Consider the following 25,008-nt stretch of genomic DNA (forward strand, 5'->3'; position numbering starts at 1 on the left):
AACGATCTTGCGCAGGGTGGTGCCCTCCCCGAGGTCCGGCCAGGGCGGCGGCACGTACCGCGATTACCAACCGACAGGAGGCAATGCCGCCGCCACTGGCCTCCGAAACAAGGTCTTGACCTCCGACGGATGGGGCGGCTTCTACATCTGACGAGCCCCGGTTCCTCCCCCAGCCGGTTTCGAGGAACCGGTGAGTTCACCCCGGGCAGGCTACGAGGTAACCGATCTTGTGCTCTGAAACCGTCACGCTGGTGCCGGTGGGTTGATTTCCCACAGAGGTGCGACTGCGCTCCACAGTGACGGGTGTACCGCTCTCCCCTGGCGAGCCATGACGATAAACGCACCGTTCCTGTAGATACTCCATCGGTCGGCGGTCGCGAAACGCGCGCCGTAGTGACCCACAAGATTGGACAGCACGACTGCGGCGCCGGGTTCGAGAGCTTGTGTGAGGCGACTTTCACCGTGTCGGCCAGGTCTGGCGCCAGTGCGGCCAGGAGTTGGGCGGCTTCGTGGTTATAGCGGCAGACGGTGGCCAGGCCGACGCCGAGTCCGGCGGCCAGGAGGGTATAGGTGTCGCCGCAGCGCAGGTGCGCCAGCACGAGCAGGGCTTGGCGGCCGGGGTCGAGTCTGCGCCACCTGCTGCCGATGCGGCGCCGGTTCGTGGTCAGTTCCCGCGCCAGGAACTGAAGGTGTGAACTGGACAGGTCGATCGCGGATGGGCAGACAAGCACTCGAAGCTCCTGGCGATGCCCTTGCTCTTGGTCGAGAAATCATCTACCAGGAGCTTCGCCACGTCTCCAGCTCCTTACCCCCCAGGTTGGAAAGGGCTCACTGCCTCACCTGGGACCTGTGCCCGAGCCGGCAGCGAAGTGAGAGCCGGGCCCTACGGCTCGCAACCACAAGCACTCACTCGGGCGACTTTTCAACCGCTGACCGCGGTGACGTGCTCTCATCTCAGATACCTCGTAACGTGACCAGTGAGTAACGGAGCGTGAGAATCAATGATGGGCGGTTGGTTCGACTCTCATGACGGTGAGGAGCTCCGCCTTTACTGCTTTCCGTACGTCGGCGGCAACGAGTCGTTGTTCCATGAGTGGACGCTGCGGATGCGGCTTCAGGTGGTTCCGGTGCTACTTCCTGGCCGGGGAAGACGTGCCGACGAACCGGCATTGACGTCCGCAGACGACATCGCGGTTCCATTGGCCCGCCAGATTGCGGCCCATTCAGGCCGCAAACAGGGCATCGCGCTGTTCGGCCACAGCATGGGGGCGCTGTTGGCCTATGTGACCGCCGTGGTCTTGGAGCGTGATCACGGGTTACCTCCGGTACGGCTGTTCGTCTCGGCGGCAGGGGCGCCTCATCGCCCTCCACGTCTGAAGCCTGTGCGGATGCTGCCAGACGACGAGTTGCTCGACGAAGTGCTGGCTGTGGGCGGAACGCCTGACGCGGTGAGGCACGACGCGGAAGCATTGCGCCACGCGGTACCGACGTTGCGTGCCGACGCTACGGTAGTGGAGACCTACCGCCATGAAGGTTACGTACTTTCCTGTCCTGTCACGGTTTTCCTCGGCCGTGACGATTCCGTGGTCTCAGTGGACAGTGCCCGCCGATGGTCAGAACTGACCACCAGGCCGGCAGTGATCCACACGCTGCCCGGAGACCACTTCTTCGTCCGCGACCCGCTGGTGTCCGACATGGTGCAGATGGAGTTGAAGGGGAACAAGCCGAGATGACCGCATCCGAACAGGTAGCTGTGGTGGGAATCGGTTGCCGCTTCGCGCAGGCGGACGGTCCCGACGAGTACTGGCGGTTGTTGAGGGACGGCCTCGACGTCGTCCAGGAGATTCCCTCGGACAGATTCCCCATCGACTCCTATTTCGACCCCGACCCCGACGCGGTCGGACGTACCTACAGCCGCTGGGGTGGTTTTCTGGACGACCTCGCGGGGTTCGACGCGGCGTTCTTCGGCATCTCCCCACGGGAGGCCGACCGGATGGACCCGCAGCAACGACACCTGCTGGAGGTCGCCTGGGACGCCTTGAACGACGCCGGTATCGCACCGAGCACGATCGAGCGCACTCGCACAGGCGTGTTCGTCGGCGAGATCGCGGTAAACTACGCGGACCTCGCGAGCAGGTTGCCCGACCTGGACGTCCACGCGGTCACAGGCACCGCGAGATCGGTGTTGGCCGGCAGATTGTCGTTCGCACTGGATGCCAGAGGCCCAAGCGTGTCGGTGGACACGGCCTGCTCATCATCGCTGGTGGCTCTGCACCTGGCCTGCCGAAGTGTTCGCGACGGGGAATCCGAGCTGGCCATCGCTGCTGGCACGAACGTGGTGTTGCTGCCGGACGAGGGCATCGCCTACAGCCGGGGCCGGATGCTCGCCAAGGACGGGCGGTGCAAGTTCGCCGATGCCTCCGGCGACGGCTTCGTCCGCAGCGATGGCATTGGCGTGGTCGTGTTGAAGCCACTCAGCCGAGCCGTCGCTGACGGCGACCGCGTCTATGCGGTCATCATGGGTAGCGCTTGCAACAGTGACGGACGCTCCAGCGGTTATCTGCTTACACCGTCTCACGACGGGCAGGTCGCGATGATGCGCGGCGCGCTGGCTGACAGTGGCGTCGACGCGGGTCAACTCGACTACGTGGAGGCACACGGAACCGGAACCCGTGTCGGCGACGCCGTGGAACTGGGGGCTCTGGCTGAGGTCCTGGGCGCGTCGCGCCCTGCGGACAGCCCGTGCCTGGTCGGTTCGAGCAAGACCAACATCGGCCACACCGAAGGCGCGGCAGGCATCGCGGGTCTGATCAAGACGGTGCTGAGCCTCCGTCATCGGCAGATTCCGGCGAGCTTGCACCTGAACGAGCCGAACACCTCGCTCGACTGGGAGAAGGCCGGGCTGGCCGTGCCGACCACCACCGTGCCGTGGCCGCATGAAGGCCGCGCGATCGCCGGCGTGAGTTCGTTCGGCATCGCGGGCACCAACGCGCACGTCATCGTGGCCGAGCCGGACACCCCGCACCCGACTCGCCTGCCGGAGTCCAGTTCGCTGGTACTTCCGGTTTCCGCCGAGGATCCCGTCGCACTGCGGGTTCTCCTGAGCGACTACGCAAGGCTTCTGCGCGAGACCGCCTCAGCTGATGTGCCGGGGATCTGCGCTGCCGCGGCACAGCGTCGCGACCACCACACCTACCGCCTCGCGGTGACCGGTCACGACGCGGAGTCTCTCGCACGGGCGCTGTTGAACGCGTCGACGCCCGGCGGCGCTGTCGACCAAGAGGCCAGGGTCGCGTTCGTCTTCCCGGGACAGGGGTCGCAGTGGCCACGAATGGGCCGCGATCTGCTGGAGAGCGAACCAGTGTTCAGGAAGGCGTTGCAGGACTGCGCACATGCGATCGAGGAGCACGTGGGTTGGTCTCTGCTCGACGTACTCGACCGGGAGGATTCTGACGCACTGTCCGAACTGGATGTCGTGCAGCCCGCGTTGTGGGCAATGCAGGTGTCCCTCGCCGCGCTGTGGCGCGACTGGGGTGTGGAACCTGATGTCGTGATCGGGCACAGCATGGGCGAAGTGGCGGCCGCGCACATCGCGGGCGTTCTGGACCTTTCCGACGCGGCGAGGATCATCTGTCTGCGCAGCAGGATGGCGAGGCAGGTCAGCGGGACGGGAGCGATGGCCGTCGTAGGCCTGCCGTTTCCCGATGTGGAGCCGTTCCTAGACGGGAGAATCGCCGTCGCCGCCTACAACAGCCCTAACTCCACCGTGATCTCAGGCCCGGCTGATGGCGTGCGAGCAGTGGTGCGAACACTCACGGACAGCGGCCAGTTCGCTCATCTGGTTCGGGTCGACTTCGCATCGCACAGCCCACTGATGGATCCGATCCGGGAGCAACTGCTCGAGGCGCTGGCAGAAGTCCGCCCACGGCAGGCCCAGATCCGTTTCCACTCCACCGTCCGGGGCCAGGTGATCGACGGCACGACGATGGACGCCCGTTACTGGGCGGACAACCTGCGCCAACCGGTCCTGTTCGCGGGCGCGGTCGAAGCGGAGACACAGCAATGCGACGTATTCCTCGAAGTCAGCCCGCATCCGTTGCTCACCGACGCGATATCCGACTGCGGTGCGGCAAGAACAGTCGGCTCGCTCACGCGGGGTGAACCGGGGCAGCCCACCCTGCACGCTCGGCTGGCGGAGCTGTATGCCCACGGAGTGACGATCGACTGGCGCAAGGTGAACGGCGGACGTGCCCCGCACCACGACCTGCCGCGCTATCCCTGGCAGCACAAGCGGTGCTGGCTGCCGGACACACCCGCGGCTGTCTCGGCCGTTCCTGCCCGGTCACCCCACTACCTGGCCGAACACCGCGTCCAAGGCTCATCGATCCTGCCGGGCATGGTCACGGTCGATCTCGCGTTGCAGGCGGCACGACGCGAGTGGCGAACCGGCCCGATCGAACTCTCCGACATCAGGTTTCTCGCACCGCTGCACCTGACGAGCGCCCCTCCACGGCTGCGAACAGAACTCGAAGACGGAAAGTTCAGCGTGCACGGCGAGGACGCCGACGGAACTTGGATCGTCCTCACCACCGGCGAGGCCCGGTCGGTGACCTCCGACGTGGCCACCGATCTCGACATCAGCGCGTGGAGCGACCGCTGCCCCACAAAGCTCGAGGCGGCTGCCTTCTACGAGCGGCACCGCGCGCAAGGCAACGACTGGGGACCGTCATTCCAGGGAATCGTCGAGCTTCGCCACGGCGAATACGAAGCGCTCGCCACAATCGAACTGCCCGCGCACCTCGTGGAGGAGGCAGACGCGCACCTGTTCCATCCTGCTCTGCTCGATGCGTGTGGTCAGGTCGCCGCTGCGCGGATTCACGGCCCGTTCGTCGGCGAGTCGATCGCTCGAGTCCGTTGGTACGGAAAACCTGGACGGTCCGCCCTCGCCTACCTGCACGACCGCCACGACGACGGGGTCCGATTCGGTGGAAACCTCTGGATCACCACCCCGCAGGGCCAACCGCTCATGGAACTGACTGGGCTCCAGTCCCGCCTTCTTGACGGACAGCCGGAGTCCGGCTGGTTGTACGAACTCCGGTGGCGACCGATCTCATCCACGCCGGCCGGTCGCGAACCGCGCACACGGCACTGGGTCGTCCTCGGCGACGACCTCCCGCTGCTGCGACACAGGCTTCCCGGTGTGGTCGACACCCAACTCGGCGCATCGGACACCTCCGTGGGAGTGGTCTTCACCGGAACCGGAGAACAGGCGTGTTCTGACCTGGTCGAGCTGGTGAAGGTGCTTCGGTCGCGAGAAGGCACGACGCGATTGTGGGTGATCACCCGCGGCAGCCAGGCCGTGATCGAGTCCGATACCGTTCCCAGGCCCGAAGCCGCCGCGCTCTGGGGTCTGCTCAGGACAGTCGCGGTAGAGCACCCTGCCTTCGGCTGCACCGCGATCGACCTGCCCGAGCATCCCGCGGAAAACGACCTCCACGCGCTGATCGACGAGCTCGGACTACCCGCCGGGGAATACCAGATCGCGCTGAGGGAAGGCCGGCGCTACGCCGCCCGGCTCACCACGCGTTCACCGCATCCCGTCACTCCGTCGCGGCCCGGCACGGGCCAAGTGCTCATCGACGCCTCAGCCGCCAGCGACAATCCTGGGCCGTGGAGTTGCGCGGGAACCGTCATCGACACAGGCCCCGGAGTCCAGACGCCCGCGCGAGGTGACTTGGTCCTCGCTCTGGGAGCGAACCGCATAGGATCCTTCGCGTTGGCCGAAGCCGCTCTCACAGTGCCGATGCCTCACGTGTTCAGTCCGGCGGAGGCGGTCACATTTCTCCACACTTACGTGCCTGCTCTCCACGGACTACGTGACCTGGCACGGCTACAAGCGGGCGAAACCGTCTTGATCCACCCCGCAGCGGAACCCCGGTCAGCCGCCGCGACACACGTCGCCCGCATGCTGGGTGCGACAGTGGTCGCTACCCACACCGGCACCGCCGAAGAACAAGCCCTGCTCTCCTGGGCCGGAATCCGCGAACCTTCCAGCCGTCCAGATGTCGTCTTCAGCACGACCAGCACGCCCGCGCCCGAGGGAAGCCGCTACGTGCAACTCGATGGGCGCCCCCCGACATCGTGGTCGCGCAACACGACCTACCACAGCGTCGACATCTCGACACTCCCGTCTAGCCACCTCGCCGGTCTCATCCACGAGGTGCTCTCACTCGCTCATCTCGGGAAACTGCCGCCGCTTCCCTTCACACAGCACAGCAAGAGACAGGTCTCCGTCGGCATCGGCCGGCGCAAGCCCGCGTACATCATCACCGGCGGGCTGGGCGACCTCGGTGTCGTGACCGCGGACCTGCTCGTCGAACGCGGCGCGAAGAACCTCCTCCTCATCGGGCGCAGTGCGCTGCCTGAACACCGGGTCTCCACATTGGACCGATGGCGAGAACGAGGAGTCGAGGTCGAGTACCAGGCGATCGACGTCGCCGACGAACAAGCCCTCGGCGCACTCCTGGACCGCCCGATCCGCGGCGTCGTCCACGCCGCGGGCATCGGCACACACACTCCCCTCACAGATCTGAGCGTTGAGGAGATAGAGCAGGTACTTCACCCGAAACTTCGGGGAGCCGCCGCACTGCACCATGTCCTCGCCGACAGACCGCTCGACTTCTTCGTGCTGTTCTCCTCCGCCGCCGCAGTGCTGCCCTCGCCCCTGCTCGGAGCCTATGCCGCGGCGAACGCCTGGCTCGACGCCCTCGCACTGCACAGATGCTCCCGCGGCCTGCCCACCCTCAGCATCGGCTGGGGCTTCTGGGAAACAGGCATGGCGGTCCGCCTCAACGGGCCAGGACAACTCCGAGTGCCGGCAGGACTCCGCAGCTTCACACCCGCACGCGGAGCGGCGATGCTCGGTCATCTGCTCGACCACGGCAGCACAGGCCACGTCGTCGTTACCCCGGCCGACTGGACAACCTACGCCGATACCTATCCAGCCCAGTTCACCCGGAACCTCCTGACAGAACTGGCGGTCCCCACCACGCAAGTCATGTTCGTGCCGCAAGCACGGCAGGCACCAACCACAGAACGAACACCACTTGGACAGGAGAAGAGCCACCCGGACAAAGCCAACCAGGACGGTGACCGGGTTCGCGAACTCATCGCCAGCGTGCTGCGGCTCCCTGCCGAAACACTGGACCGCCAGCGCCCACTCAACAAGCTGGGGATGGACTCACTGATGGCCACAGAGATCCGAACCAACGTCAAGAACGAGTACGGAGTCGAAATACCCATGCTCACTCTGTTGAAAGGTGCGACCGTAGACGAGATCGTCGCGACACTTTCGCAAAGCCGAAGCAACGCCTGAGCGTTGGGGTCTGCTGCACCAGTAGGTGCCAGTGTGACCTGCTCATGCAGCAGACCCCACTCGTCGGAGACCCGCGCTCCGTCCACGAGTTCAAGCTCGACTTCGGTACACGGTTCGCCTTCCTGCCCGATGTGATCGGGCTTCCGAGCCGTGGAGCCGTGAGGTCAGCAATCACTGACAAACACCAGGGCGTCGAGGTCGAGTCCGGCGAGCAGGTCGGCGACGGGCGACATCAGGCGCAGACATCGCACAGCGCCACCCCGCTATCGGCGCTGCGGTTCTCGAGACCGTCCAGAAGGCATCAACTCCCCCAGGACTCACGTGACGGCTTCGACCTGACGCCTGACCTGTTCGAGGAGGTAGCGGCGTTCGGCGTCGTTGGCGGTGAGTTCGGCGGCGATGCGATATTCGGCTGCAGCTCGGTCGTGGTCGCCGAGGCGGTCGAGGAGGTGGGCGCGGACGGCGTGGGTGCGCTGGGTGACGAGAGGGTCGTCGGTGAGATGGTGCTCGCGATCGAGCTGCTCGAGGAGGGCGAGTCCGCAGCGGGGGCCGAAGGCGATGGTGACGGCGACGACGCGGGCCAGGCGTACGGGAGCGGTGGGCTGAAGGCGTTCGAGCCAGAGATAGAGGGCGGCGATCTGCGGCCAGTCGGTGGTCTGCGCGGATACCGCTTGCACGTGTGTGGACGCGATCGCCGCCTGAAGCTGATAGGGGCCGACGCGCTCTTGTCGCCAAGCGTCGTCGATGAGCTGCCGCCCCTCGGCGATCATGCCCTGATCCCAGCGAGAACGGTCCTGCTCGGGTAGGACGATGAGCCGGTCGTGCGGGTCGGTGCGGGCGTCGCGGCGTGCATCGGTGAGCAGCATGAGCGCGAGGAGTCCTGCGACCTCAGCCTCGTCGGGGAGAAGTGTGTGGAGCATCCGGGTGAGCCGGATGGCTTCGGCGGTGAGGTGGATGCGGGTGAGGCGGTCGCCGGCGGTGGCGGTGTAGCCCTCGTTGAAGATCAGATACAGAACACGCATCGCGACCGCGACGCGGCCGGCGAGGTCATCGTCGCGGATGTGGAAGCGAGCGCCGGATTTCTTCAGGGTCTGCTTGGCGCGGCTGATCCGGGTACCCATCGTGGTCTCGGTCGCGCCGTAGGCGTGCGCGATCTCCTCGGTGCTGAGACCGCCGACCGCGCGCAGTGTCAGGGCGATCTGGGAGACCTCGCTGAGGGAGGGGTGGCAGCACAGCAGCAGTACCTGCAGGCTGTCGTCATGGCCGATGATGACCGGGGCGGGCCGGGCGGGGTCGACGAGCACGGGATCGGCGCAGGCGGCGTCTTCCTCTCGGCGATGGGATGCCCGTTCGGAGCGGATCAGGTCGATCATCTTCCGGTAGCCGACGCGGATCAGCCAGCTGCGCGGCTCGTCCGGAATCCCCTCGTCGGGCCAGCGCTGGACGGCGACGAGGAGGGCTTCCTGCACGGCGTCCTCGGCGAGCTCGAACAGGCCGAACCGCCGCACCAGCGCACCGAGCACGTGCGGCGTCTGCTCGCGCAGTACGTGTTCGACGCGCCGGGGCGTGGCAGGTGCCGAGTCGGACGTCACGCGAAGTCGTCGCCCATGATCGGCCTGATCTCGAAGGGCTCGCCGAGCACCTCGACGATGCGGGCGGTGATGTCGCGGGCGCGTTCAAGACTGGCGACGTCGATGATCGCGAAGCTCGCGAGCACCTCTTTCAGCTCCGCGAACGGGCCGTCGGTCGCGATGACACCGGCGTTGGTCTTGCGGACGGTGATGGAGACCGCCGGGTGACCGAGTCCCTCGCTGAGGACGAACTCACCGGTGTCGCGCAGCTCGGCTTCGAACTTCTGGTACGCGGCGAACGCGTCCAGAGCCTCCTGGCTGGGCGCGTCGGCGGTGGCGGCGTCCCATGCCTCGGCGGGCGTGTAGCTCAACAGCAGATACTTCATGATCGTGGCTCCTCGACGGCACTCTCGTGTTTCCACGCTAGCGGTGGTCACGCCGATCGACGCAGGACGAGGGCGTGAACCGTGACCCAGGTGTAGGCGATCAACCCGGTGATGGCGATCTGGATGCTCGACTCGGTGGGAGAGGTCGGCAGCAACAGCACGAGCGCGACCAGACCGTTGCCGATCGCGGCCCAGACGTCACGAGCGCGGACGTGACGCACCAGCAGGGTGACGCATGTCCCGGCGAGTGCGACGAACGACAGAGCCGCGGCAGCGGTGTGGACGATCGAGTGCCACGACATCTCCACCACGCCGGAGGGCGCACCCTCGGGGAAGCTGTTCTGCGGGTCCATCGTGAACAGGCCTGCGATGACGAACCCGGCACCGAAGACCGTGAGGAAGATCGGCACCAGGCGTCGGCCGACGCCTTGGGTGACGAGTCGGCGATGCGCGACGGCGAGGGCGATCACGCCCAGGCCTGCCAGCACGAAGGTGACCTGCTGGATCCAACCGGGTGCGCCGGTGGCGAGCTGGCTGAGCGGGTGGATGCCGATGTCGAATCCGGGCCGCGTCAGGGCTTGCACCGTGGACGAGATGTAGAAGAAGGGCCCGGCGAGTGCCGCGGCGGCCAGCAAGGTCCGGGTGCGCGGGCGGCTGACCTGCCCGGCGGGACTCCGGGTGTGGGTGGTCGCGCTCATGATGTGCTCCGTATCGGTTCGGTATCGCCCCGGTGGGGCCGGCGTCGCCGATACCTCGGAGCCGGGCGACCCGCTTCGACATTCAGCCGAGAAATCCTTCCTCGAACTTTGCGGGCGATCGTGTCGAGAACCGCCCGACGGCTCCGAGGTACCGGTGAGCGCGACCTGAACGGCGGTCGCACCGCCAGATACGGAGCACACCGTGACCGAGAACACCAGCTGCGACAGCGCCGAGGACTACGGGCAGGACACCCCGGCCAAGCCCAGCGAACGCCTCCGTGCCCTCGACCGGCTCGTCGGTACCTGGACCGTTTCGGGCGGTGCCACCGGCACTGTCCGCTACGAGTCTGCGCTCGGGGGATTCTTCCTGATCCAGCACGTGGATCTGGAACAGCACGGCCAGACTGTGACGGGGTTCGAGGTGATCGGACACCTGCATCCCTTCGGCGAGCCGGTCAGCGAGGAGATCGCATCCCGGTTCTACGACTCGCAGGGCAACACCTTCGACTACGTCTACGAACTCGAGGGGGACACCCTCACCATCTGGGCGGACGCCGCAGGCAGCCCCGCCTACTTCCGCGGCACCTTCACCGACGGCGGCACAGTCATGGCTGGCGAGTGGGTCTACCCCGGCGGCGGGGGTTACCCCAGCGTCATGACCCGGCAGTAGCCGACCCGCGCGTGGCGCCGCCCATCTCTCCTGGCCACCGCTCGTCACACCGGTGAACCGGGTCATCCTGGAGCGTGGTCGAGAGGCATCGGCCAGGACATCGACGCCGTCACCGCCGCCATCACGCTCGACCACCACAACGGACACACCCAAGGCGTGACGCCCGAACAAGGCTGATCAAGCGGCGGATGTGCTTTGTCAGGTGTTGCTGACCTGGGGTGTGATTGCTGTGGGCGTGGGGGCTGGACGGGTATCGGCAGGTGTGGCAGACGCCTGTCCAGACCGCGAGTAAGGCCTGGGGTTCGCGCAGGACCGCGTAGAGGCCCAGGCCTGCGCAGGGGCTTGCGGCGCGGCGGAGCTGGATGCATATGGCCTGGGCGAGGGTGACGTGGCGGTGCCAGCCGAGCTAGGAGCGGCCTTTGAAGTGGTCCAGGCCGAGTCCGTCTTTGAGTTCGCGGTAGTCGTGCTCGATGCGCCAGCGGATCTCGGCCAGCCGCACCAGATCCCGCAGCCGGATGTCCGAGGGCAGGGTCGAGAGCCAGAAGTCGGTGGGCTCGGGTGCGCCGGGCGGCCATTCGGCCAGCAGCCAGCGCTCGAGCAGACTCCGTCTTCGGCGCGCGGGATGGTGCGACTGGCCGGGCGGATCCGCAATGCGAGGAACCGTGATCGCATGCTCGCGGTCGGATTGTCCGGCGTTCTCTTGGATCCGTGGCTCCAGGCCACCTCGTCGAGCATGTTCAGTGTCAGCCGCCGCTTTTCCTTGTGCCGCAACTTGTCCGGGATCGCACTGCGCGCCCGGCGAGCCCGGATTTCAGCCGCCGCCACGTCGTCGGCGGCCTTCTCGTCGTCCCACGATTCCGGCAGGAACAACCGCCAGTCGATCACTGCGGAGGTCCAGTCGGTGACCGTGTGCACGCTCACCCCGATCTGGCAGTTCCCGGTCTTGTCCAGCGCGCCGCAATACATCCTCGCCACACCAGAGAATCCTTGCCGTTCTTGGGAAACCCGGTGTCATCGATCACCATCGCGTCCAGACGCACGAACTCGCGCGCCCACCCGGCCAAAGCGGCGGCGCACCTCGACGTGATCCCCCGTCGAGGCTGACACGAACTGCTGCAGCTGCTGATGATGATCGACCGCAGCCAAGCGGCGCGGTGTGAGCCGCCATCAGGTGGCGGCACAGTTCAACACCGCCTACCGTCACCTCGCCGACTACCTCCTCGGCGGCCCCCTTCGTTCGGCTGTATGACCACACTCGTGGTGCTGCGTACACCGAAGTGGCAGGTGCACGCAGCACGCCGAAACGCAGACCGAGACGTCGACTGGATCGAGGCCGAGCCGGGAAGCGCGGCCACAGCGGGCTGCAAAGCGATCTGTCGCCTATGCCCAGTCCGCCTCACCTGTGCCGTCACGGCACTCACCACTGACGAGATCTACGGGCTGTGGGGCGGCATGGACCAGGTCGACCGCGAAGCGCTGAGACGTGCTGATGCTCAGATCGCAGCATGAACACAACTCGCGGCCCCAGGCAGCGGCCCCGCCGCCGGCAGCAACATGAAGCCATAGACGAAGCCGAGCGCCTTGGCCTGCAACAGGCGGCGGTCATCCGCGACGTAGTTCTGTGGCACCACCGAAACGGCGGCGACGCACCACCACACGCGGGCGCTACAACATGAAACTGGCCTGCACGACCAAGCATCCAACCTGAAACCGCTGGTCAGCCCTGTTCCCATCCTTTGGGGCTCCTGCCGGGGATTCAAACTTGCGCGCATCTTGGCTACGCCGAAAAGCTGCAACGTGATCACCGGGCGCAGTGAGTCTCCGCACTGACGAGCAGGCTCAAGCACGCGAGCGACTCTGCAGGTGAAGTACGTCCACCTCCGAGATGCGTCAACCCTCCGAATGCAATGTCTTGCGGAATAGTCCCCGCAGTTCAGGTCTGTACGGCGGAGCTTGGATGAAGACGTCGCTTCGAGGCGCCCACAAGGCTCTGAGCGTGGACGGGACCGACGGATCGCCCAGGCGTCGGCCAAGCTCGTCGATCGCCACCGCGACGTGGATATCGGAATGGGTGTCGACGCCGACGATGACACCTGCGGGCTGTGCTGCGAAAGTTGTTGTCGTCACTGCGTGTTCCTTCCGAACCTGATGCAGCGGTGGCGAGAGCTGCTAGGTCCGGGAGCGAACAGAACTGCGAAGGGGCCTCTGGCCAGGCTCCTATCAAGTCACGAAACCGGGTCCGGCAGTTCTCCAGGCACGCCCAGACCGGAACCGGTCGACTCTTCGGAAACAAGGCACGAACCGCCGGTTGGTATAGGGGTCAGGCCGTTCCCGGTCTGAGCGCCACACCACTCTCGCAGTTGGTCTGCGGCTGGTAGGGCTTGGCGCGCTTGTGCCGGATACCGAACTCGGAGCAGGCGTCGCGCCTGGCGAAGGAGCGGTAGGCGGAGCCGTTGTCGGACAGGACTCGTTCGACGACGACCCCGTGCTCGCGGAACCAGATCACCGCTCGCCGCAGGACGGCGGTCGCTGTGTCGCCTCGTTCGTCGGTGTGGATTTCGGCGTAGGCGACGCGGGAGTGGTCGTCGACAACGGTGTGCAGGAAAGCTGTGCCGTTGCGTGGCAGGTAGTTGCTGCCCTTCGGACCTGGCGTGACACGTTTGTTGCGGTCGCCTCGCTGCCGACCGACGAAGTGGTGTCCGCCGCCGTCGGGGATGTTGCCGAACTTGGTGACGTCGACGACGGTCTGACGATGGGCGGGGTTGTCTTCGGCAACCCGCTCAGGAGCGTAGAGACCACCGTGACGCACAGCCGGTTGTCAGAGCCAAGCTGATCAACAACCTAACGTAGAGCTCGCCCAGGCGACGTTCGGTAGCGTCGTGCTCGGTGGTTTGCTGACGGCGTAGCGCCAACGCGAGGATGATCAGCGCTCCGATTCCGGCACCGACGGCCAGCCCAGTGCGCACCGTGTCCAGCCGCTCCTGTGCGCTGCCGGGAGCCCGCACCCTGATGAGCCCTGTCACCGCCAATGTGGCGCAAATCAGCACAGGCAGGACGATCACTACAACCGAATGCCACCAAGTTGCTCCGCTACGTCGTCTTATCACTTCACGATCTTCGCGCGACCGATCGGCGTTATCGACTCGGACCGTCGAGTCCATCCCGACGGATACGCCGTCTAGCGATGTATCCGGCGAGGGGTACCCGGTTAGCGCGACGAGTGGTCGCCGAGCTGATGCCCATCCCGCTGCAACGAGGTGTGCACCGCACGCGTCTCATGCGTAACTATGCCGCGCGTGGGTCCCGACGCAGGAGGCCAATCCAGTTGTCCAAAAGAGTTCTCGGGTGGGCGTTGTTCGGCGCGTTCGTGGCGGCGGTCGTCATCGTAGTTGCCGACGGGCATGTCGAGAGGGTTGTGGGTGACCCTCTGCGCCTGTGGAGCCGTTGGGCCTCCGGCGAGAAGGTCGACGATGCCCGACTGTGGGGTTGGCCGATGCTGGCGTGGGGGCGAACAGGCAAGCTGCTCCAGTTCGCAGCCGGGCTCGCAGTCATCCTCGACCTGATCGAGCCGAAGCGCCTTCGCAAGTTCGGCACCAGACTGCGCGACCAGTCGTGGCGGCAGCTCGCCGACAGGCTGGAACAACCGGTCATGCTCGCAGGGGCGTTGTTCATCGCTGCCCTCATCGCGGTGCCCGTAGTTGACGCCGTGATTGATCTACCCCACACTGTCCTCCGGGTGTGGCAGATCGCTTCCTTGGGGATCATACCGGTTTCTGTCTCGTTGGGGTTCCTGTTCGTGAAGGTCCTGAAGCGCGCGCAGACTGAGGAAGGCGTTTCATCTCTCGCGAGGTACTGGCCTTTCTTCGTCGTGGGCGGGGTCCCGATGCTGGTGTGGCTCGCGATCACCCGCGGGTTCCTGATCCCTCTCGCCAACGGACTCGCGTGGGCGTTGGTTCGAAACCGCCCTGGCCATCCGCTCCGCTGGGCCGCGCTCGTCCTGTTCGTCACCGGGTTCGGGCTCGACCTGCTCGCCTCCTGACGGTGCGAGTCGGCGAGGTGATGTCGGTGGTGCTGTTCGGGCGTGACTATCGTCGATCCCTTCATGCGCCCGTGCGGGAACGTGACACATGAACCTGCGCCTGGTCCTTACTGGTCCCTTGGAGCTGATCTGATGACCCGTTCCGTCGAGTTCTCGCCCCTAGCCAACGCGCTGGACTACCTGCGTGACGGCGCCGGACGCCTCGGTGAGACACCCAGCTCCACCGATCTCAAGTACGCGGTGCTGCACCTGCACGCCGGCGTTGAGGTGCTCGCGAAGTACCGGCTGGTCTGCGAGGACTGGCGATTGATCCTTACCGAGGAGTCCACCTCGGTGACCGAACAACAGTTCAAGGATGGCGACTTCTACAGCATCGGCCTCGCGCAAGCGCTCAAGAGGCTCAAGACCGAGTGCGGGATCTCGCTCACTGCCGGCCAGTGCAAGGCGGCCAATGCCTTGGTGCGGTTCCGCAACCAGTTGCAGCACTACGGCCTTGTGAGCACGGCCGAAGCCGTCGAAGCGCGAACGACCAAGGTGCTCGGGTTCGCGCTGGACTTCATCGACCAACACCTGCCTGTCGACGTCCTGGCGGCAGATGACGACGTCGACGTGCTGACCACCATGCTTGACGACATCCGCCAGAAGCTCAGCCGGATCGAGAAGCTCGTCCGGCAGCGAATGCAGCAGCTGCAGCCCGCTCTTGTCGCTCAGCCCTCGTGGTGCCCGGACTGCGGCCAGCCCGCAGTGCTGATGAGCAGCGCCGAGCACCCGCATCCCGTGAACGTGCCCGCCCACATCGAGCCCCGCTGCGCCTTCTGCACACGCCGCTGGGACTCCCTCAAGGACTACGTCTACGACTTCGCCGACGTCAGGCTGGGGCTGAGCATCCAGGGGGTCGCCGACGGCGGGGACTACCCCACGGAGACATGCCCGGAGTGCGGTGACGAGCTGCTGGTGTGGTTCGACGTCGTCACCGGTGAACGCCGGCGCGACGCGACTGGGCGGTGCTTCTCCTGTGAGAGCGAGTTCAACGACAGGTGCTCACGTTGCGGCCATCCAGTCGACAACCCTGAGATCGGGAAGGAGATGAAGCCCTGTTCCGAATGTGTCGCCGAGTTCAGCAGGGACTGAGCCCTATCCTGCGAATGCCCACCTCAGGCGGACGGCGAAGGTCCGCGCATCTCGGCTCATCACCATGGTCACAACACCAGCCAGCTGCCGTCGTCGATTGCGTCGGCGAGCAAGTCGGGCTGCCCGAGGTGCTGCACGGTCAGTGCGACCACGAGTGTGTGGGCGAGCCGGGCGAGTGCGAGCAGCTGCTCCGCACTCGGAACGTTCGAGTTGCCGTGCGCGAGACGGTTGCGGGTGGTGCCGACGATGTCCCAAACGTCTCTCGCGCCCGTGACGATGCGCTGAAGCAGCGGCGGGATTGGATCGATGCTCGGGCGGATCCGCTGCGCCAGCACCGGATCGAGGTCGCCGGCGAGTTCACGAAGTCGCTCGTGCAACTGATACCCGCGCGCTGTCGGCGGGGTCAGCCTTGCGGTGAGCACGGCCGCGTTCTCCTCCGTCACATCGTCCGCGGCCACGATCCGTTGCAATAACTGCAGCCGCGCCTGGTTCGGAGCGTTCGCCGCGGTCTCGTCGCCGTGACGAGCGCTGTGTAGGGCCTCGAGTGCGGGCAGCAGGAACAGATACCTGGTGCGGGTGCTCATGGTCTCCTGCATTCCCGCCGTGAGGTACTCGAACAGCGTCCCGCAGTCCTGTTCCAACTCCAGCCACTGCTGCAGCAAATCGGGTAGGACCGCGCCGCCCGGCCCAAGCCTCAGCACGACGGGCGCTGTCGACGGCATGGTGGCGGTGTACGGATCCTGCACGACGTTCTCCGCGAATACCTGGGCCGTCCACGGGTTACGCCGGCCACCGAGCTCCAGCCACCGGATGCGCTGAGGCTGGCTGGTGACCAGTGTCGTGAGCTGCATCAACGGCTGCGCGTAGCTAATCAGCCACTCCAACACCGTCCGTGGCCGCGGACCATGGACTCTGACCACCGGGTACGGCGCGATGCCGAAGCCGTACAGCGTGGTGTCGATCGTGTGCGGCACGAACTCGACGCTGATCTCGTCACCGTCGGCTGTCGTCCAGCTCTGCCGGCTCTCTGGATCCCAGACGATCCGGTAGTCCGAGGCCGGTCCCTGCTGTGGTAGGTCAATTTCCAAGCCGTGCAAGGGCGACACTCCGGCCAGCTCGGTGAGGCCACCGACCTGGAACTCGACCGCCTGGGTGTTGAGCTCATCACCGCGAGGAAGAGTCCTTCCCACCAGCGCGGCTGCCGCCGAGCCGGAAGCCGCACCGGGAAACTGGTGACGGCCCTCAACTTCGAGCAGGACGACCTCGAGTTCGGAGAGCAGTCGGCCCCGCAGCTCCGGAATCCGCTCCAGGTATGGGTACGACGGTAGGTCCGCTGTGTCATCGCCTGGCAGGAGCGCATGCCACAACTCGGGAAGGCCGCGCGCGAGCGCACGCGGACGCCGCCCCGGCTGCAGGCGGACCGTACCGGGAACCTTCTGGCCCTCGCCGCTACGGCCTACCCGTGCGCGCCCTCGAACCACGCGGCCACCGCAGCGCCCTCTACTCGACCGAGGCCATCCCGCCCAAACTGCGGCCAGTCCTGACCGGCTCCCGACCGTGGAAACGCCTGGTTGCGTTCATTCACCTTCGCGACCACCCCACACTGCGCGCCACCGCGGCCGCGCTCCGGATCGACCCCAAGAACCTCGCCCGTGACATCCGGCGACTCGAACGCGAACTCGGCCAGCAGCTCGTGTACCGCTCCGCCCCACCGAATCCGATCACCGGACTCACCGACCACGGCCACGCCCTCGCGAACATCATCGCTGCTGTCTTTGAACAGACACCAGGCTTGACCTGCTCCAAGATCAGCCGGCTGTCCGACAGCAGCTCACGCCGGTGAATCAACCGCGCTCAGGACGTTGGTCGATGCGGGTTCGCCCAAGTCCTACTGCACGACCGCGAGATGCCGGGCTCAGGCTTCTGGCCTTTTGTTCGCCAGGGGCGGCGCGTCGCCGGGCGTTCGGTCCGGGATTTCCGTGGCCCTTTCTCAATAATCTTTGCTCGGCTTGAACCTGAGCCACTGACCTGTGCCGTCGCAGTAAGACGGCTGAAGAACGTGCGGATTGCGGAAGACCAAGATGTCATCGGCCGCGAGCATCTGTACGTAGCTCGTCCTCCAACCAGTCAGTCCAGCGATTTGATTGGTCGAGAACTTCGGGTGTCGGAACCAAACGCCCCCACAAAGCATCACCGTCGGCCTGCGGATCAGCAGTGTCCAGCGTCCAAGCTCTCGGCCATGTGCGCCTGAACGAGGCTCGGTCACCCAGGGATGCTCGCGCGCCGCCACAACAGGGACTGTAAAACGTTCGGTGTAACTCCTGATCATGGAAGTGCAACCTGATGACCGACATGCTGTCCGGCGTGGAGAACGCCGAGGACTCGAAGTCCGCGACCGGCATGGATTGCCTGGATGAGCAGCTCGTCGCGCAGCTGCTGAGCAGTGCCAAGGCGAGCGGGCTGAAGCTGACCGGTAAGGGCGGGGTGCTGCAGCAGCTGACCAAGCGGCTGCTGGAGTCCGCGCTCGAGGGTGAGATCACCGATCACCTCGGCTATGACAAGCGCGACCCGGCCGGCCGCGGGACCAGTAACTCGCGTAACGGCACCCGGTCCAAGACCGTGCTCACCGACGTCGGTCCGGTCGAGATCGACGTGCCGCGGGACCGTGACGCCAGCTTTGAGCCCAAGATCGTAGCCAAGCGGCAGAGACGGCTGGGTGGCGTGGACGAGATGGTGATCTCGTTGGCGGCCAAGGATTTGATCACTGGGGAGATCTCCGCGCATCTGGCGGAGGTCTATGGCGCCGAGGTGTCGCGGCAGACGATCTCCACGATCACCGACAAGGTCATCGAGGGCATGATCGAGTGACAGAACCGGCCGCTCGACGCGGTGTATCCGGTGATCTTCATCGACGCGATCCACGTCAAGATCCGCGACGGGCAGGTGGCCAACCGGCCGATCTATGTCGCGCTCGCCGTCACCTGCGAGGGCCGCCGTGACATCCTCGGGTTGTGGGCCGGCGACGGCGGCGAAGGCGCCAAATACTGGCTTCACGTGCTCACCGAGCTCAAGAACCGCGGCGTGGCCGACGTGCTCATGGTGGTCTGTGACGGGCTGGCCGGCCTGCCGGACGCAATCATCACGGTCTGGCCGCAGACGATCACCCAGACCTGCGTGGTGCACCTGCTGCGCAACAGTTTCCGCTACGCGGGCCGGCAGCACTGGGCCGTGATCGCCAAGGCTCTCAAGCCGGTGTACACGGCACCGACCGAGGCCGCAGCCCGAGAGCGGTTCGCCGAGTTCACCGAGGCCTGGGGTGTCCGCTATCCGGCGATCGTGCGGTTGTGGGACAACACCTGGGCCGAGTTCGTGCCGTTCCTGACCTTCGATCCAGAGATCCGGTGGGTGATCTGCTCGACCAACGCGATCGAGAGTGTCAACGCCCGCATCCGCCGCGCGGTGAAGGCCTGCGGGCACTTCCCCAACGAGCAGGCCGCCCTCAAATGCGTCTACATGGCGATCATGAGCCTAGACCCGACCGGCACCGGCCGCGCACGCTGGACGATGCGGTGGAAACCCGCGCTCAACGCGTTCGACATCGCCTTCGACGGCCGCCTGGCCGCCGGACGCAAGTAGTTTCCTTCAACCCGAGTTCACCGTTCGTTTGACAGACCCACGCTGGGGGAAGAGCGCCGGTCGTTCGCAGCTCGTGAACCCGCAAAGGGCATCACTGCCCACAACGTCCGTTCCTACACGCGGTTGTGCCGCAGAGGTCATGCGGACCAGAGCCGATCAGCCGAGAGCAGGTGCGCGCTCCTGTTGATGCTGCGTGTTCAGCTTGTCAGTGCTCGAGACACAGGCCCGTCAGCGTTGCAACATTCGCACTTCGTTCAGCAGAGACCGCACAAAGCGAGCCTCCGGATGGTCGGCACCGCGCACTGACACGATCTCGCGGAGCATCAGCTGGAACTCAGCCACCGCTTCGTCGAGTTCGCCCGCGTTCGCCCGTAATGTGGCCAGGTTGACTCGGATGGCGAAGATGCTGCTGTGTCCCTGTCCCAGTACGCGCCGAGAGTCGGCCAGCAGCTCCACGTACTCCGAGATCGTTCTGGCCGGATCTTCCGGATCAGCTTGGAGACCTGCGAGATTCCCTCGCAAGATGAGAACTTCCGGATGATCACGTGGAAGATCGATGAGCATCTCCGCCAGCAACCGTTTGCCCTCCTCGATGGCGCCAGAGATGTCCCCCGCCAACTCGCGGCACGTCACGAGTTTCGCCCAGACACCGAAGGTGTGAGGATGGGCGGCTCCAAGAGCCTGCCGACATTCGGCGAGCACCTGTGTCAGTTCGGCCACCGCAGTGATCGGATCTCCTGCGTCCGCTACCTGCCCAGCGAGATTGCCTCGAGTGGCAAGCGTGGCCGGGTGATGCGGTCCCAGTACTCGCGTCTGATCTGCGAACAGTGCCCGGTACTCTCTGACTGCTCTGACTGGTCCTTCAGTGGCGGACATCCAATGCACAAAGTTGTTGCGGGCCATCAGAACACTGGGATGGTCGTCACCGAGAACGCGTGCGCGATCCTCCACCAAGGCCCGAAACTCGCCCAAAGCGCCGGCTGGATCGCCGCTGCTCCCCTTCCACGACGCAAGGTTGCCGCGAACGATGAGGGTGTCAGGATGATCGGACCCGCGAACTCGTTTTAGATCAGACAGGAGACCTTCGAGTTCTGTCACAGCCACTGCGGGATTCCCGGCCTCGCCACGCTGGTTAGCGAGATTTGCCCGCACGCTCAGCGTAACTACGTGATCCGGACCAAGCACCCTGTACAGATCGGGCAGCAATGCCTCGTATCCGGCGATCGCGCCGCCGTGATCACCGCAATCTCCCTTGCTGCGGGCGATGTTTCCCCTGGTTGACAAGGTGTCTCGATGGTCGGGCCCCAACACCCGCAAGTCGTCGATGAGCACCTCCTCGAACTCTTGCAGTGCAGCCGCTGGGTGTCCCGCCACGCCACGCCAGTGGGCCAGTTGGGCACGAACGCTCAAGCTCTCATGATCATCGGCCCCCAACACGCGGTGGCAGTCGGCCCGCAAGTCTTCCAAACTGGTTAATGCGGTGTCCGGTCTTCCCGACTCTCCCTCAAGCCGTGCAAGTTCTCCGCGGCAGACGAGGCTGTCCCGGTGGTCACCCCCGCGGAGCCTGTCGATCGTGGTGTGCAGATCCAGGAAGTGAGCCTGAGCACGACTGAGCTGTCCAACGGCCCTGAAGCTGTGGCCGAGTACGAACAGCACGCGATGCACTTCCGGGTGATGGAGGTGCGAACCGGCGTGCTGCAGCAGCTGAATGGTGTTGCTCTGAAACAGGGAATCGGCACCGCCGGAAAGATCGGCCTGCGCCCAGATCTGCAGCAGGCCGTCGCCGGCACTCCTGGCCAGGACCGCCAGCTCGCCATCGCTGATCAGCGATTCACGAATGACCCGCTGAACGAGGCCGTGGACGCGGGTCTGACCGCCAGGTCGGTCGACCGTCAGGAGGCTGAGCTGATCAAGCACGTGCAGGGCCTCCTCCAGGTGGTGTCCGTCAACCTCCTCTCCCACGGCCGTCGACACGCTCTGCAACACTGCTGGCGAGTTGAACAGGTCCGTAGGAACGCCGTTGGGATCGAGAAGCGCAGCCACACGCATCAACGCAGCAGCGGTTCCAACAGGTGCGACGCCGCTGAGCAACTCGTCAGCGAGACTCACCGACACTTGCCACGTGGCAGCGATGGTGCGCGTGTGCCCTTCGCCGAGTTCGTACTCCTTGGGAAACACCGCCTCAACCTTCCGACGGCGATCCGCGAGCAATGTGCGGTACGCAGGTACGGACTGTTGACGGCTCATGACGTAGGAGGCTGCGTGCGCCAGAGCCAGTGGTAGGTGCCCCAGATCGGCGGCTAGGTCGTCCAGATCGACTTCGGTGGAAGGGATCGGACTGTCCGCGAGCTCGGCGAGAAGAAACGCCCGCGACATGGCGGGCGTGAAGACTCCGACTTCGACCACGCGGCGGCCACGGCCGGTCATGCCATACCCGCGGTAGCGGGTGGTGACGATCGTTCGTCCCGCCGAACCGTTCGGCGGCCACAACCGGCTCAACAGCTGAGGTGTGGGCACGTCGTCGAGTACCACCAACCATGGCCGTTTTGTGGTTGCAAACCACTCCAGGAACGCCTGTGCACCACGGTCTGGATCCCAGTTATCCTCTGCAACCAGGATCTTTCGCGCAGCGTCCGAGTAAGCGGCGACGACGGCGTCCTGGCTTGACGCGGTAACCCACACCAGAAGGTCGACAGAAGCGCGTGAGCTGTGTGCCACGTGAGCTGCGATCTGCGTCTTGCCGACTCCGCCCATTCCCGACATGACCAGTCCCGATTCTTCGGACTCGTCCGGAACGAGGACCACGGTTGGGGCGTCGAGCAGTCCCATGTCGCGCTTCTGGTGATGGGCAGCCAGCGAAGGCACCAACCCGCTCTGCACAGGCCACGAGACCTGGGGGCGCGGATAGAAGTGGACTCCGCCCACGATCAGCTGACCGTCGATGTTGCCCGACACTTGCACGACGGGTTCATTGACAGTGGCGCCGTCTACTGATTGACGTACTCGAGCTTCGGGTTCCGGTGCTCGATCACGACGGCTCACCGCGGCGTTCGTCCCTCGAGATCAGTGCCGGGAACCGGTCCATGAACGCGACTGTCCCCATGGCCAGTGGTAGTCGTGACGCTGCCGGTGACGTTACCCCCGATCTGGATCACCGGCTGGTTGACAGTGCTGTTGTCGGCGGACTGCCGGACTGTCCCCTGATTGGGTTCTGCAGCAGAGGCGCGGCCCTTCACCAAGCTCATGACCGCGAGGATCAGGCCCACCAAGGCCGCCCCAGCACCGACACCGCTAGAGATCTGATCAGCGCGCTCGGACCCCAACGAGCTGAACAACCTCACCAGACCAGCCACAATGATCAACACGCCAAGCACGAGCACGGCGATCCACCCGCGTGTCATGATCAACCTGCGCTTCCGTTCCGGCTCATCGCTTGCCCTATTATCGCAGCCTTGCCACTTCGTGTTTCGAGATGCACAACCTGGTCTACTCGGCTCGCTTGACCGCCGCAGATCAAACCGAATCTCCGGCACGATCACACACTTGTACGAATGCCGACGATGTCGAAGGATGATGCTGTCACCTTGACAGTCCACGGCTACAAGGCCTGATCTGAGGCACCGCCCATGCCGCCAGGCAGCGGCTAGTGCAGGCCATCTGCTTAACATCAACGACCTGCACACGCCCGCTGAAACCTCGTCGACGGTCAGCGCGCCTGCCAGCTGTACGAGCGGAACCCCAACAAAACTTGTAATGCCTACACGTCGCCCTCTAGACCAAATGACATACACGAGCCGTGAGAACAGAGACCACCGAAGCCGGGAACTTCTTACTGCCGATACAGCTGTTCACCCATGCAACTGAGGCACGATCGACACGTGCAGTCGAACTCCGCGACCCCGGAGCCCCTTGAGCCCACCACCCGCCTGGTCGACTGGCTGACGCAGCTCGTCGAGATCCGTCATCCACGTCACGTTGCGGGCTGGAAGTACCGCTGTGTCGAAAAACTGGTCTTGGATCGCGGGACGCAACGGGCCTCCACCACACTTGTGGCAGGAGCGGATCACGGCGTCCAGAACAGGTGCTACGCCAACGCGACCTCGTACGCAGCCGTCCACAGCGTGACCTATGTCGAAGGCTTCGCCCTCGTGGAGAACGGTTTGGTGGCCGCCCACGCGTGGTGTGTCGACAACGACGGTCTGGTTCACGATCCGACCTGGCCAATGGGCGCAGGACTCGCTTACATCGGCATCCCCTTCGCTGACAGCCACGTCCAGTCGTTCAACGACCGAGTCGGCAACGTGTGCCTGCTGCACGACGCGCACATGGACGAGTTCCGACTGCTCAAATTTGGCCTCCCGCAAGGAGCAGAGCCGTCGCAAGCGGATGCGGCAGCGAGCACTCCACACTCTCCAACTACTCCGACGCCTCCGCTCAGTACCCAGCTCAACAGTCGATCTAGATGCTACAAATCCGGTCTCGTTCGTCCTGAGCCTGTTCACGGGAGCCTTGAACAACCCTTCGTCGACTGAGTCGTCATCGCCGGAGTGCTCCTGGTGAACAGCCAGCACCGGCGAACTCCGTCCCGCAGGTCCTCCAAGAGATCTTGCGCCGGCCGGGCGGGATCGAGAGGCGTCACGAGCGGCATCCAACCGGCAAGGAGCTCTTAGTCGCGCGGTCCAGAGTGCTCTGCCGTCGCCGCCGCCTCGGTGATCACACGCATCAGCGGAGAACGATCCGGGCATTCGAAAATCTCACCTTCCACGTCACATCGCCAGGGCGATCTTCGTCGTCGCGGACGGCCGTCGCGGTGCCAACGGACACGATCCTGCCAAACACGCATCCGCAACCAGAGCTGCGGCCGCCTGCCCAACGTTCGAGCCCGATGGCGTACGCCACGCCAGGAACACCGCACTACGGGTCGACACGGCCAGGTTGGCGTGCATTCACGACGCCAACTTGGCCACCTCCTCCTACCTAGCGCCCGCAGATCACCCCAAGCGTTTTCACCGCAGATGAGGTCAGTTCGGGCCGATCAACGCCAGGTCAGCGCCATTCAGCAGATTCACCCGTTCGTGGCGACCCCACTTGGCGTTAGTCAAAAGAAGGAGTGAGCGGCTCCGGATTCACTCCTTCATCCGCCTGTTGATCATGAAAAAGATGATCAAAAAAAGATCGTTTCGAAGACACGAAAAAGCCCGCCAACCTGGGCTTTCACCCAGAATCAGCGGGCTGATTCAGACCGTCGGGACGACAGGATTTGAACCTGCGACCCCTTGACCCCCAGCGGGACAACGGGTGTCCGCAGCCATCCTGACAGTCCATCTCGGCTGGTCGAGTCTGATGAAAGTCCAGGACAGGGCCTCCAGTCCCGCCTAGGAGCTGTTTTAGGTTCGGATCATGTGGTTGGAGTCAAGGTTTTCAACCACATGATCGCCGCGCGTAGGTGCAACCCGGCCTCGTAGCTTTGTGGTGACTTGTCATAGCGTGTGGCCAGGCCGC

14 protein-coding genes and 4 pseudogenes are annotated in these 25,008 nt (G+C 65.2%); 9 read left to right on the forward strand and 9 right to left on the reverse strand.

Translation table 11 applies throughout. The features are described 5' to 3' along the window. Nucleotides 1-440 precede the first annotated feature (440 nt). Nucleotides 441-731, reverse strand: a pseudogene (locus QSK25_RS34095) (helix-turn-helix domain-containing protein); the annotation flags it as partial. A gap of 270 nt (nt 732-1,001) precedes the next feature. On the opposite strand from QSK25_RS34095, the gene QSK25_RS34100 reads away from it, so the two are divergent. Together QSK25_RS34100 and QSK25_RS34105 are read left to right on the forward strand one after the other, a co-directional pair. Continuing rightward, the gene (locus QSK25_RS34100) at nt 1,002-1,733 is read left to right on the forward strand and encodes a thioesterase II family protein (RefSeq protein ID WP_285644447.1); all 732 of its coding nucleotides are present in this window, start codon (nt 1,002-1,004) and stop codon (nt 1,731-1,733) included. Beyond that, entirely contained in the window at nt 1,730-7,375 is a 5,646-nt protein-coding gene (locus QSK25_RS34105) for a type I polyketide synthase (protein WP_285644448.1), read from the forward strand. Before QSK25_RS34100 ends, QSK25_RS34105 begins: the two co-directional genes overlap by 4 nt. Before the next feature lie 317 nt (nt 7,376-7,692). Here QSK25_RS34105 and QSK25_RS34110 read toward each other — a convergent pair whose 3' ends face one another. The 3 genes from QSK25_RS34110 to QSK25_RS34120 are packed head-to-tail and all read right to left on the reverse strand — an operon-like array spanning nt 7,693 to nt 10,030. Further along, on the reverse strand, nt 7,693-8,967 hold the full coding sequence (locus QSK25_RS34110) for an RNA polymerase sigma factor (protein ID WP_285644450.1): 1,275 nt from the start codon (nt 8,965-8,967) through the stop codon (nt 7,693-7,695). Next, entirely contained in the window at nt 8,964-9,332 is a 369-nt protein-coding gene (locus QSK25_RS34115) for a YciI family protein (protein WP_285644452.1), read from the reverse strand. The genes QSK25_RS34110 and QSK25_RS34115 overlap by 4 nt, the downstream gene beginning before the upstream one ends. Before the next feature lie 47 nt (nt 9,333-9,379). Then, nucleotides 9,380-10,030, reverse strand: a complete 651-nt coding sequence (locus tag QSK25_RS34120; protein ID WP_285644454.1) for a DUF998 domain-containing protein — start codon at nt 10,028-10,030, stop codon at nt 9,380-9,382. A 202-nt stretch (nt 10,031-10,232) separates the two neighbouring features. On the opposite strand from QSK25_RS34120, the gene QSK25_RS34125 reads away from it, so the two are divergent. After that, nucleotides 10,233-10,700 (forward strand): hypothetical protein, encoded by a 468-nt coding sequence (locus tag QSK25_RS34125; RefSeq protein WP_285644456.1) that lies wholly within the window; start codon nt 10,233-10,235, stop codon nt 10,698-10,700. A 409-nt stretch (nt 10,701-11,109) separates the two neighbouring features. On the opposite strand, the pseudogene QSK25_RS45640 reads toward QSK25_RS34125, so the two are convergent. Then, nucleotides 11,110-11,828: pseudogene (locus QSK25_RS45640) on the reverse strand (IS701 family transposase); the annotation flags it as partial. A gap of 117 nt (nt 11,829-11,945) precedes the next feature. On the opposite strand from QSK25_RS45640, the gene QSK25_RS34135 reads away from it, so the two are divergent. Beyond that, nucleotides 11,946-12,209, forward strand: coding sequence for a WhiB family transcriptional regulator (locus QSK25_RS34135; RefSeq protein ID WP_285644457.1), 264 nt, complete (start codon nt 11,946-11,948; stop codon nt 12,207-12,209). Here QSK25_RS34135 and QSK25_RS34140 read toward each other — a convergent pair. Next, complete coding sequence (locus tag QSK25_RS34140; protein WP_285644458.1) at nt 12,194-12,505, reverse strand: hypothetical protein; 312 nt, start codon at nt 12,503-12,505, stop codon at nt 12,194-12,196. The genes QSK25_RS34135 and QSK25_RS34140 overlap by 16 nt on opposite strands. 554 nt (nt 12,506-13,059) lie before the next feature. Then, nucleotides 13,060-13,440 (reverse strand): annotated as a pseudogene (locus tag QSK25_RS34145) (DDE-type integrase/transposase/recombinase); the annotation flags it as partial. A 612-nt stretch (nt 13,441-14,052) separates the two neighbouring features. On the opposite strand from QSK25_RS34145, the gene QSK25_RS34150 reads away from it, so the two are divergent. After that, the gene (locus QSK25_RS34150) at nt 14,053-14,739 is read left to right on the forward strand and encodes a hypothetical protein (RefSeq protein WP_285644460.1); all 687 of its coding nucleotides are present in this window, start codon (nt 14,053-14,055) and stop codon (nt 14,737-14,739) included. 132 nt (nt 14,740-14,871) lie between these two features. Continuing rightward, nucleotides 14,872-15,870, forward strand: a complete 999-nt coding sequence (locus QSK25_RS34155; RefSeq protein ID WP_285644461.1) for a hypothetical protein — start codon at nt 14,872-14,874, stop codon at nt 15,868-15,870. A gap of 68 nt (nt 15,871-15,938) precedes the next feature. Here the strand turns inward: QSK25_RS34155 and QSK25_RS34160 are convergent, their stop codons facing one another. Continuing rightward, a complete protein-coding gene (locus QSK25_RS34160) occupies nt 15,939-17,351 on the reverse strand; it encodes a hypothetical protein (protein ID WP_285644462.1) in 1,413 nt (470 codons plus the stop codon). Between QSK25_RS34160 and QSK25_RS34165 the strand changes: the two genes are divergently transcribed. Continuing rightward, nucleotides 17,333-17,713 carry a helix-turn-helix domain-containing protein gene (locus QSK25_RS34165; protein ID WP_285644463.1) on the forward strand — a complete coding sequence of 127 codons (381 nt, stop codon included), beginning with the start codon at nt 17,333-17,335 and terminating at the stop codon, nt 17,711-17,713. The two genes, QSK25_RS34160 and QSK25_RS34165, sit on opposite strands and share 19 nt — an antisense overlap. Nucleotides 17,714-18,222: 509 nt before the next feature. Further along, nucleotides 18,223-19,506, forward strand: a pseudogene (locus QSK25_RS34170) (IS256 family transposase). 228 nt (nt 19,507-19,734) lie between these two features. Here QSK25_RS34170 and QSK25_RS34175 read toward each other — a convergent pair. Beyond that, complete coding sequence (locus tag QSK25_RS34175; RefSeq protein WP_285644464.1) at nt 19,735-22,461, reverse strand: tetratricopeptide repeat protein; 2,727 nt, start codon at nt 22,459-22,461, stop codon at nt 19,735-19,737. A gap of 923 nt (nt 22,462-23,384) precedes the next feature. Between QSK25_RS34175 and QSK25_RS34180 the strand changes: the two genes are divergently transcribed. Then, nucleotides 23,385-24,038: a hypothetical protein gene (locus QSK25_RS34180; protein WP_285644465.1), complete on the forward strand. Its 654-nt coding sequence runs from the start codon at nt 23,385-23,387 to the stop codon at nt 24,036-24,038. Nucleotides 24,039-25,008 lie beyond the last annotated feature (970 nt).

Source organism: Lentzea sp. NBRC 102530, from assembly GCF_030269365.1.
Lineage (GTDB): Bacteria > Actinomycetota > Actinomycetes > Mycobacteriales > Pseudonocardiaceae > Lentzea.